The sequence below is a fragment of the Streptomyces marokkonensis genome (assembly GCF_039539045.1).
Taxonomy (GTDB): domain Bacteria; phylum Actinomycetota; class Actinomycetes; order Streptomycetales; family Streptomycetaceae; genus Streptomyces; species Streptomyces marokkonensis.
The window spans coordinates 1-9,406 of record NZ_BAABCQ010000231.1; the positions used below are offsets into that span (position 1 = coordinate 1).

Genomic DNA, 9,406 nt, shown 5'->3' on the forward strand with positions numbered 1-9,406 from the left:
CTGGGACAGAAGTGGCGCGAAGGGGTTTATCGACTTGTCCTCACGCTTGAGGGCGAATCAGGGCTTCCAGGGTGGTTCGCCGGGGATTCGGTGGGCAACTCTGATCACGCGACGTCGTGCACAGCGTCGAGGCGGTCGGCCAACTGCCTTGGCAACAGCTCTATTTCAGCGCTACTCAGCCGTACTCAGCTCCTCAGCTCCTCAGCTCCACAGTTCCACTCAGCTCTGCTTCACGTACTTCTCGCGTTGTCGGCAGCAAGCCGGTGCGCCCTGGTTCTGGAGGAACAACATGGCAAGCATCCGTACCGCCCGCGTCGTCGCCGCTGTCGCCGCCCTTCCGCTCGCCGCCGCCCTCTTCAGCGGCGTGGCGACGGCGGACAACGGCGCCTTCGCGGACGACGGATCGAACGCGACCGCCTCCGAGGCCTACGCGGGCATCCTCGGAAGTGGCGTCGGCGGGGACAACCTCGGCAACTCGGCCACCACGCAGCAGCAGGCGGTCGGCTCGGGGGCCTCGAACCAGAGCAACACCGCACAGGTCGACGGCTCCGCGTTCACGGCGATCAACCAGGGCAACGAGAACGTGGCCGTCAGCTTCTCCCCGCTGTGGTGGTGAGCTGAGGGACCGGCGCGGGCACGCTCCCGCGCCGGCCACTCAGTCTCTGTGCGGGTGTGCTTGATGGGGTCGCAAGGCGTCTGGGCGGCGGTACTTCGGTATCGCCGCCCAGGCGTTTTCGCGTGCGACCGGGCCACTGCGAGGCCCCGGCAGGGCCCCTGCGAGAGGCCCCGGGAAGGGGTCCGGTGAGGCCCGGGAAGTCCCTGCGAGCCCCCGGGGGGAGGGTTTCGGTGAGAAGGACACGGGAGGTTCCCCGTGAGGCGCCGGGAGAATCCTGGCGAGGCCTCCTGGGGGCTCCGTGGCGAGGCCCTGTCGGGGCGAACCCGCAGGGGTGAACCCGCAGGGACCCGCAGTACCCCTCCTCCCCTCGTCCACCTACAGGAGGTGCAGCCAACACCACCCCTACAACCTGAGGCGGACTCGGCTTCGGGACCTGCGGCCGATCCGCCGCACGCCTCCTCGCTCGTAGCGTTGAGTCATGACCGCACCCGTCTGCACCAGCGCTTCGAACGCCGCTACAGCCAAGGCCCCGGCCATGGCCGGAGCCAAGGTCCCAGCCATGGCCGCGGCGAGGGCGCAGACCTTCCCGTACCCGTCGTTCTCGTCGTACGTGAGGGCCCGCCAGCCGGTGCTGCTGCGTACCGCCCGGTCGCTGACCGCCAACCCGAGCGACGCGGAGGACCTGCTGCAGACCGCGCTCGCCAAGACGTACGTGGCCTGGGAGCGCATCGAGGACCATCGCGCGCTGGACGGCTACGTGCGCCGGGCGCTGCTGAACACCCGGACGTCGCAGTGGCGCAAGCGCAAGGTGGACGAGTTCGCCTGCGACGAGCTGCCGGAGCCGGAGTCCGTGCCCGCCGGCGACGACCCCGCGGAGCGGCAGGCCCTGCGCGACGCGATGTGGCGGGCGATCATGAAGCTGCCCGCCAGGCAGCGGGCGATGGTCGTCCTCAGGTACTACGAGGACCTCAGCGAGGCCCGGACGGCCGAAGTGCTCGGAGTTTCCGTGGGCACGGTCAAGTCGGCGGTGTCCCGGGCGCTCGGCAAGCTCCGTGAGGACTCTGAGCTGGGGTTTGTTCGATAGTGAGCCGGTCTGTGGACCGTCGGCGGACGACCTCGCCGGGCCATCTCTCGGACAACCCGCACTGATCGATCATCCGGGAGTAGTGACATACCGCGCGGTATGTGCGCAGAATCAGCGCAACCCTTACCGCCGCGTAGGCAATGTCGCCCCGGGAGGACACCGTGCTGAGCACGATGCAGGACGTACCGCTGCTGATATCGAGGATCCTGACCCACGGGTCGACGATCCACGGCAGCTCCCAGGTGACCACCTGGACCGGTGAGGACGAGCCGCACCGCCGCTCCTTCGCCGACATCGGCGCCCGCGCCGCACAACTGGCGCACGCCCTGCGCGAGGACCTCGGGGTCCAGGGCGACGAGCGGGTCGCGACGCTCGCCTGGAACAACGCCGAGCACGTCGAGGCCTACTTCGCGATCCCCTCCATGGGCGCGATCCTCCACACCCTCAATCTCCGCCTCCCGCCGGAGCAACTGGCCTGGATCGTGAACCACGCGGCCGACCGCGTCGTGATCACCAACGGCTCGCTGCTCCCGCTGCTGGCCCCGCTGCTGCCGCACCTGAAGACGGTCGAGCACGTCGTCGTCACCGGCCCGGGCGACCGGTCCCTGCTGGCCGGGGCGTCCGTCCAGGTGCACGAGTACGAGGAACTGATCGCAGGGAAGCCGGCCACGTACGACTGGCCCGAGCTGGACGAGCGGGCCGCCGCCGCCATGTGCTACACCTCCGGCACCACCGGCGACCCCAAGGGCGTGGTCTACAGCCACCGCTCCATCTACCTGCACTCCATGCAGGTCAACATGGCCCAGTCGATGGGACTGACCGACGAGGACACCTCGCTGGTGGTCGTCCCGCAGTTTCACGTGAACGCCTGGGGACTGCCGCACGCCACCTTCATGACCGGCGTCAACATGCTGATGCCGGACCGCTTCCTCCAGCCTGCCCCACTCGCCGAGATGATCGAGAGCGAGAAGCCGACGCACGCCGCCGCCGTCCCCACCATTTGGCAGGGCCTGCTCGCCGAGCTGACCGCCCGGCCCCGGGACGTCTCGACCCTCACCCAGGTCACCATCGGCGGCTCCGCCTGCCCACCCTCCCTGATGGAGTCGTTCGACGAACTGGGCATGCGGGTCTGCCACGCCTGGGGCATGACGGAGACCTCTCCGCTCGGCACCATCGCCCGTCCGCCGGCGCATGCGGTCGGCACGCCGGAGGAGTTCGCGTACCGCCTCACCCAGGGCCGCTTCCCGGCCGGCGTAGAGGCCCGGCTCACCGGCCCCGGCGGCGAGCGGCTCCCCTGGGACGGAGAGTCCGCCGGCGAGCTGGAGGTCCGCGGCAACTGGATCGCCGGCGCCTACTACAACGGCCCCGGCGCCGAGCCGCTGCGCCCCGGCGACAAGTTCAGCGAGGACGGCTGGCTGAAGACCGGCGACGTCGGCACCATCTCCCCCGACGGTTTCCTCACACTCACCGACCGGGCCAAGGACGTCATCAAGTCCGGTGGCGAGTGGATCTCCTCCGTCGAGCTGGAGAACGCCCTGATGTCCCACCCGGACGTCGCCGAGGCCGCCGTCGTCGCCGTCCCCGACGACAAGTGGGGCGAGCGTCCGCTGGCCACCGTCGTCCTCAAGGAGGGCGCGAGCGTCGGCTTCGAGGCGCTGCGCGCCTTCCTCGCCGAGGACGGCAAGATCGCCAAGTGGCAGCTTCCGGAGCGCTGGACGATCATCGAGGCGGTGCCGAAGACGAGCGTCGGCAAGTTCGACAAGAAGGTGCTGCGCAGGCAGTACGCCGACGGTGGCCTGGACGTCACCCGGCTCTGACCGACGACCCGCGCGTGTACGCCGGGTGGGAGAAGCCAGGACCCGGCTTCTCCCACCCGGCGTACACGCGCGTACTGACGGGCGGCCTGCTCCGGGCGTCAGTTGGTCCCGATCCGCGAGAGCAGCTCGACGATCCGGGACTGTACCTCGCCACTGGTGGAACGCTCCGCCAGGAACAGCACCGTCTCGCCCGAGGCCAGCCGCGGCAGGTCGGCCTGGTCGACAGCCGCGGTGTAGACGACGAGCGGGGTGCGGTTGAGCTGTCCGTTCGCGCGTAGCCAGTCGACGATTCCGGTGTACCCGGCCTGTCCCCGCTGCACCCGCATCAGGTCCATCACGACCAGGTTCGGCCGGAACTGCCCCGCCAGCGTCACCGCGTCGGCGTCGCCGGCCGCCCGTGCCACCTGCATTCCGCGCCGCTCCAGCGTCGCGGTCAGCGCGAGCGCGATCTCCGCGTGCTCCTCGATCAGCAGCACACGCGGCGGGTGCTGCTCGCTGTCCCGGGGCGCGAGCGCCTTCAGCAGTACGGCGGGGTCGGCGCCGTAAGCGGCGTCGCGCGAGGCCTGCCCGAGCCCGGCCGTGACCAGCACCGGCACCTCGGCCGCCACCGCCGCCTGCCGCAGCGACTGGAGCGCCGTACGGGTGATCGGCCCGGTCAGCGGATCCACGAACAGCGCCGCGGGGAACGCCGCGATCTGCGCGTCGACCTCCTCGCGCGAGTGCACGATCACCGGCCGGTAGCCGCGGTCACTGAGTGCCTGCTGCGTGGAGACGTCCGGCGCGGGCCACACCAGCAGCCGACGCGGGTTGTCCAACGGCTCCGGCGGCAGCTCGTCGTCCATCGGCTGCGGACGCGGCGGATCCGCCACCTCCACGGCCCCGCCGGGTCCGTCGAGCGGCTCGGGACCCTCGGCGGCGTTCTTGTCGGGTGCCCCTATGGCGTACGACCGTCCGGCGCCCTCGGTGACCGGCGCGCGCCGGGGCTGATTACCGGCCAGAGACGGCCGCTCCTGCCCGTGTGCCTGTCCCTGCCCGTGCGCCTGTCCCTGTCCCTGTCCCTGTCCCTGCGGATGTCCCTGCCCCTGGGTGTGAGGCTGGGCCTGCGGCTGCTTCTTCGACTGCGGGGGGGCGGTGGGCGACCGGTCGGTCGGCGGATGCGGACGGGCCGACTGCTCCGATCCCGTGGCGGCCGGGTCGGGCGGCGTACCCAGCTTGCGGCGCCGGCCCGAGCCGCCCGGCTGGTGCGGGGCGGGTGTGGCCGACGGCTGGTGAGAGGCGGGAGGGGCCGACGGCCGCTGCACCTGGACCGCCTGCCGGTTGAACGGCATGCCCTGGCCCAGCGTCCGCACGCTGATCGCGTGCCCCTGGGGCGAGTTCGGGTCGACGGGCGCGGACGCCTCGGCGGGCAGGGGCTGCGCCGCGCGGGGGGCCGGAGCGTTCTCGGGCGGCAGCGGGGTGCCCCGGCTCGGCGTGTTGGCGGGGAGGCCCTGCCCGGGCGCCGGAGCCAAGGGCGCGGGGGGCGTGGGCCCGGCGGTGCCGGGTGCGGCCGTCGGCGCGGGGTCGGCGGGGTCGCCGTCCGGCGGTACGGGGGTGCCGGTCCCCGGAGCGTCCGAGGCCGCGGCGGGCCACGGCTGCGGGGCGGGCCGACCGGCCCCGGCGTGCTGCGCGCCGTCGGTGGCCGCCTCGGCGAGCAGGGGCGACTCGGCATGGGCGGCCGCCGCGGGGCCGGGGCTCGGCGCGGAAGCCGGTGCGGCCTGGGCGGGTGCGTGGCCCTGGCCCGCGGAGTTCGGCGCGGGGACGGGGCCACCCTGGGCGGGGGCTCCTTGTGCAGGGCCACCCTGCACCGGCAGCGGCACCGCTCCTTCGGTCTGCCGGGCCACTCCGGCGCGGCGGCGCCGTCCCGTGGGTGCCTCGGCGGGGTGCGGCTGCGGCGGGGTGTGGTCGTCGGCCTGGTCCTGCGGTACGGCGTCGTGCCGGCCCTCGTCGAGCAGGGCGTCACCGGAGACGGCCGGGCCGGGCACCTGGACCTGCCCGGTGGGCGTCGCCGCAGGCGCTACGGCCCCGGCCGGCACGTACGTGTCCGTTGCTCCCCGGGCATTCGTCGCACCGTGCGGCTCACCGCCCGCCGCGCCGTACGCCGCCACGTGCGGCTCACCGTGCGGCTGCGCTGCTTCGTCGGACGGCTGGTGCGTGTCGGCGGGCGGCAGGGCGAACACCTGACGCGGAGCGGCCTCCTGCGCGGCCGCACGCTCGTTCGCGGAGGCCAGGGCGCGGCGCCGGCGCCCGGTCGGCTGTGACGCGTCGGCCGGGTCCGCCTCGCCGGCCTGCGCGGGCAGCGCCGGAGGCAGTGCCTGTTGCTCGCCACCGTCCTGTAGCGCGCGTCGACCGCCGGGCCCGGGCACACCCTGTGGCGGTACGGTCCCGCCAAGACCGGTGTTGGAGGCCGCGGCCCCTCCGCCGTGCTCGCCGGCCATGACGACGGCGCCCTCGGACACCCCGGCGGACGTTCCCTGGGGCAGGCCCTCGTCGGAGGCACCGGTGCCTCCGGTGGCCTCCGCGGGCCGCCCGCGCCGACGCCCCGTGCCACCGGATCCCTCGCCCGGCGCCGCCTGCGCGGGAACCGGAAGCGGGGCCGAGGCCTGAACCTGGTCCTGAGCGCCCTGGTCCTGGGCGGCCTGCGCCTGGTCCTGGGTGGCCTGCGCCTGTACTTGTGCGGTCTGTGTCTGTTCCTGGGTGGCCTGCTCCTGGACCTGGGCCGCACGCCGCCTGCGTCGCCCGGTCGGTGCGGCGTCCCCGCCCGCGGTACCGGCGACGGTCCCGTCGGTTCCCTCGCCGGCCGCGCCCGCGACCTCGCTCTCCAGGAACGCGTCCACGGACGCCCGCCGGGCGCGCCGCCGTCCGCCACCAGGAGCCGGCTCCGGAACAGCCAGAGCGCTGCCCGTCCCCGGGGCTCCCGCGGCCCCTGCCGCACCCTCGAGCTCGGCGGCCTGCGGCTGCGCCTGTACCGGTACGTCCGCCTGTGCTCGGGTCGGGGCCGGGGCCGCGACGGCTCCCGCCCCACCACCGATCGGAACCTCCAGCACGTACGCGCTGCCGCTCATACCCGGCACCTCGTGCGTCTGCAGGACGCCACCGTGGGCCCGCACGATCCCGCGCACGATCGGCTCGTGCACCGGGTCTCCGCCGGCGTACGGCCCGCGCACCTCGATGCGCACGACCGCGCCGCGCTGCGCCGCCGCGACCACGACGGTGTTGTCCAGGTAGCCGCCCGTCGCCGACACGGGCGAGTTGCCGGTGGCGTCGACACCCGCCACGTCCGCGACGAGATGGGCGAGCGCGGTGGCCAGCAGCCGGGGATCGACCTCGGCCTCGATGGGCGGCGCGTGCACGGCGAACTGCACGCGCCCCGGCCCGATCAGTTCCACGGCCCCGTCGACACCGGCGGTGACGACGGCGTCGAGCATCACCTTCGTACGGGCGACCGTCTCGTTGCCGATGTCGAGGCGCTGGTAGCCGAGGACGTTGTCGATGAGCGTGGTGATGCGCGAGTAGCCGGCCGACAGGTGGTGCAGGACCTGGTTGGCCTCGGGCCACAGCTGCCCGGCGTCGTCCGACGCCAGCGCGGCGAGCTCCTGGCGCAGCTCGTCCAGGGGTCCGCGCAGGGAGCCCTCCAGGAGGGTGAGCAGCTGCTCGTGCCGGGCGGCGATCGCCTCGTAACGGTCCTTCTCCCGCTCCCCGAGCGCGGCGTAGCGGTCGGCGTCGGCGGCGGTCTCCTCCGCGTGCTCCTCGCGCAGCTCCTCCAGCTCGCTCACGTGCTGCCGGCGCAGTGCGGCCAGCTCGGAGGCATGCTCCTCGGCGAGTCGCTCCAGCTCCTCTGCGTGCCGCTGCTCGGCGTCCTCGTGCTCCTTGACCAGCGCGTCGTAGGGGCGCCGGTCGGTGAAGGTCATCACGGCGCCGACGAGCTGGTCGCCGTCGCGGACGGGCGCGGTCGTCAGGTCGACCGGCAGCTGGTCGCCGCTCTTGGCGAACACCACCTGTCCGCGCACCCGGTGCTTGCGGCCCGAGCGCAGGGTGTCGGCGAGCGGGGACTCGTCGTACGGGAAGGGTGAGCCGTCGGCCCGCGAGTGCAGGACGAGCGTGTGCAGCTCGCGTCCGCCGAGGTCACTGGCCCGGTAACCCAGTATCTGGGCGGCGGCCGGATTGACGAGGACGATCCGTCCGTCCGTGTCGGTCCCCACGACACCCTCGGAGGCGGCCCGCAGGATCATCTCGGTCTGCCGCTGCGAACGCGCCAGCTCGGCCTCGGTGTCGACGGTGCCGGAGAGGTCGCGGACGACGAGCATCAGCAGTTCGTCGCCGGTTGAGCCGTAGTTGTCGTAGGCCTGCTGGCCGGTCTCCAGGTTGGCGCTGGTGACTTCGACCGGGAACTCGCTCCCGTCGGTGCGCCGCGCGACCATCCGCGTCGGCTTGGTGCGCGCCCGCGGATCAATGTGGTCGGGCCGCCGCATGGACCCGGGGATGAGCCGCGAGTCGAACTGCGGCAGCAGATCCAGCAGCCCCCGCCCGACCAGCGCGGTGCCCGGAGCCTCGAAGGCCTCCAGCGCGATGGTGTTCGCGTTGACGACGGTGCCGTTGGCGTTGACCAGTACCAACGCGTCCGGCAGGGCGTCCAGTATGGCTGCGAGGCGAGCAGCGCCTCGGGATGGCCTGCTGCTCACGAGACGCTTCCCTCCTGTTACCGCACTTGCCGACCGCTTGGGCCATCTTGCCAATCGGCCTACAGCGTGTCACGCGAGGGAGTCTAAGGGTTGGGGCCCGGCGGGCGGTGTGGGATGCGACGGAGGTCGCACGAGAAAGTGACGTAGAACGTGTGACCGGGCGACCGTGCGCCGCCTCCCGGCGCCAGACGGGACCGGCCACGACCGTCCGGCAGCCACGACCGTCCCGGTTCACGGACCGCGTCCCGGCCACGGACCGGATCGCGTCCCGGCCACGGACCGCGCCCGGGCTACGGCGCTCCCGGCGTCCCCACATCGGGCAGCAGCGGCACCATGCGGTCCCAGCGGGAGATCCCGCAGCCGTCGCGGCGGTCGTACGTCGTGTCGACGGGGCGTCCGGCCCATGTGCCGGTGACGTGCGCGGTGGCGGGACCGCCGTACTGCATGGTGCAGACGCTGCCCTCCGGGACGGGAGCGAAGGTGTCCTTCCCCCACCGCGTGTCGCGCTCGGCGACGGCGCACGCGCCGTCCGGGTCGGGGTGGCTGCCGCCGTTGGGGTGGCAGTACAGCTCGTACGTGCCGTCCGCGCCCGCTCCGGCGTCCCGGACGGTGATCGTCAGGTGATCGGCGCCCCGAGCCTCGCCGCCGGCGGCCGAGGCCGGGTGCGCGGTGGCCAGGGATGCCAGGGTGACGACGGACAGGGCGGCGGCGCCGAGGAGACGGGCGGCGGCGGGGAGACGGGATACCTGGAACATGACCGGACTAACGCGTCGGCCCGCCGGACGTTGCGCGACCGGGCCGTAAGGCTTTGCCCTGTGGCCCGCCCGCCTAGTACCGTAGGCGTCGATTGGTGACAGCGCGCTCGACTGTGTCATCATCGGCACGCGCCACTCGCGCTCGCATGCGAGAGGTGATGTTGTCTGGAGGCGTCGCCTAGTCCGGTCTATGGCGCCGCACTGCTAATGCGGTTTGGGTCTTAAAGCCCATCGAGGGTTCAAATCCCTCCGCCTCCGCACCGATCACCGAAGCCCCGGCCCACTCGGCCGGGGCTTCGGTGTCGTCGCGGCCCCTGCGAGGGCTTCGGAGCTTGTTTCCGCAGGTCACAAGGGGTGTGGCTAACGGATTTCACATGACGGCGGCAGTCATGTAATGTTCTTCCTGTCGCCGCGGG

The 9,406-nt window shown here is 73.0% G+C and carries 5 protein-coding genes and 1 tRNA gene; 4 read left to right on the top strand and 2 right to left on the bottom strand.

Features of this window, described 5'->3' with window-relative positions:
• The first annotated feature begins 289 nt into the window (after positions 1–289).
• The 3 genes from ABEA26_RS33215 (at position 290) to ABEA26_RS33225 (ending at position 3,517) form a co-directional block, all read left to right on the top strand.
• A complete protein-coding gene (locus tag ABEA26_RS33215) occupies positions 290–616 on the top strand; it encodes a hypothetical protein (protein WP_345597407.1) in 327 nt (108 codons plus the stop codon).
• Between the two features lie 478 nt (positions 617–1,094).
• The gene (locus tag ABEA26_RS33220; RefSeq protein ID WP_345597408.1) at positions 1,095–1,700 is read left to right on the top strand and encodes a SigE family RNA polymerase sigma factor; all 606 of its coding nucleotides are present in this window, start codon (positions 1,095–1,097) and stop codon (positions 1,698–1,700) included.
• A 140-nt stretch (positions 1,701–1,840) separates the two neighbouring features.
• A complete protein-coding gene (locus ABEA26_RS33225; RefSeq protein WP_345597410.1) occupies positions 1,841–3,517 on the top strand; it encodes a long-chain fatty acid--CoA ligase in 1,677 nt (558 codons plus the stop codon).
• Between the two features lie 98 nt (positions 3,518–3,615).
• On the opposite strand, the gene ABEA26_RS33230 is transcribed toward ABEA26_RS33225, so the two are convergent.
• Both ABEA26_RS33230 and ABEA26_RS33235 read right to left on the bottom strand, forming a co-directional pair.
• Entirely contained in the window at positions 3,616–8,235 is a 4,620-nt protein-coding gene (locus ABEA26_RS33230; RefSeq protein ID WP_345597411.1) for a hybrid sensor histidine kinase/response regulator, read from the bottom strand.
• A 290-nt stretch (positions 8,236–8,525) separates the two neighbouring features.
• Positions 8,526–8,990, bottom strand: a complete 465-nt coding sequence (locus ABEA26_RS33235) for an SSI family serine proteinase inhibitor (protein WP_345597413.1) — start codon at positions 8,988–8,990, stop codon at positions 8,526–8,528.
• A 167-nt stretch (positions 8,991–9,157) separates the two neighbouring features.
• Between ABEA26_RS33235 and ABEA26_RS33240 the strand changes: the two genes are divergently transcribed.
• Positions 9,158–9,248 (top strand) — tRNA-Ser (locus ABEA26_RS33240).
• Positions 9,249–9,406: the final 158 nt, after the last annotated feature.